The sequence below is a fragment of the Kosmotoga sp. DU53 genome (genome assembly GCF_001639905.1).
GTDB lineage: Bacteria > Thermotogota > Thermotogae > Petrotogales > Kosmotogaceae > Kosmotoga > Kosmotoga olearia.
This window is the reverse complement of sequence record NZ_JGCK01000092.1, coordinates 1-1172: the sequence shown is the minus strand read 5'-3', so window position 1 is coordinate 1172 and position 1172 is coordinate 1. Positions and strand designations below refer to the sequence as shown.

The following is a 1172-nucleotide window of genomic DNA, read 5'->3' as shown; positions in this document are numbered from 1 at the left end:
AGCTGGAGATTTCATTGTTGATCCAACGAAGATACCACCTGTTCTGTACAAGAGATAGGGRCTTGAGCAAGAATAAAGAAAGAACCAAAAGCAAGCTAAAAGGGTTACGTCAACGAAATCAGAGAAATACAAACTCATAATAGCAGAGAAAGAATTGGAAATAAGGTTGCTAAAAGAAGCTCTAAAAAAAACTGGAAAAGGCTAGCAGTTGAACTTTTCGCTGAAACATATATGGGTTATGGTTTTTCAACCTCTTATCTTTTGAGAATCTTTGGAATAACCAGAAGCAGTTACTATCGCAGGAAGAAACCCGTGTTCTTTCTCAAAAAGACAAAACCAGGTAGAAGGCGCAATTACTGTCTAAAGACAAACGGTGAAAAGTTCGAAGATAAAGAGCTTGAAAAACTATTCAAAGACATATACAGCAGAGTGAATCCATATGAACCTGAGTATTATCTGAAAGTGCTAGGAAGCAAAAAGCTCAGCAAGTATTTTCTGAATGAATTTGGGATAATAGTGAACCACAAGAAAGTACACAGAATGAGAAAGAAGCTGGGATATGTCAGGAAATACTGGCCGAAACAGCACCATCCTGTTAGGCGCTCAACCCAGCATGAGATAGACAGGACAGGAATACTGTGGGAAGCAGATATTAAGTACATAACCACAATACAGGAAGGGAATATAGCCTTATTGGACATAATAGATGTATATTCAAGGGAAATAGTGGGTTCATATCTTGGGAAGAGTTGCAAGTGCAAAGATTTTACCCGAACACTGGGAAGAGCAATGCTTTACCAGGAAACGGTACCTCAGTTGGTCCGTACGGATAATGGAAGCCTGTTTACAGCTAATTACACCCGGGAATATTTTGAAAAGAACGAGATAATCCAGGAATTTGGGATAAAGCACCACCCTGATTCCCAGGCTTTTATTGAATCACAACATTCGAATGTGCAAAGGGAATTTGTGGCTATGAATGTGTTTGAGAGAGCGGAAGACGTTTACCGGAAATACCAGGTGTACATGGATTTCTATCATAATCTCAGACCACATGGTTCTTTGAAATACATGACACCACAAGCCTTTAAGAAACACTGTAGCATTTCCATGATTCAGTCTGTTAAAGCTTGATCTCGTTAACCCGTGTCTCATTATTGGGGGTCAGACCG

Annotated in this window: 1 protein-coding gene; it reads left to right on the top strand. The window is 39.6% G+C overall.

Features of this window, described 5'->3' with window-relative positions; all coding sequences use genetic code 11:
• The first annotated feature begins 117 nt into the window (after positions 1-117).
• A complete protein-coding gene (locus DU53_RS11660; protein WP_369816087.1) occupies positions 118-1134 on the top strand; it encodes an IS3 family transposase in 1017 nt (338 codons plus the stop codon).
• The last annotated feature ends 38 nt before the right edge of the window (positions 1135-1172 follow it).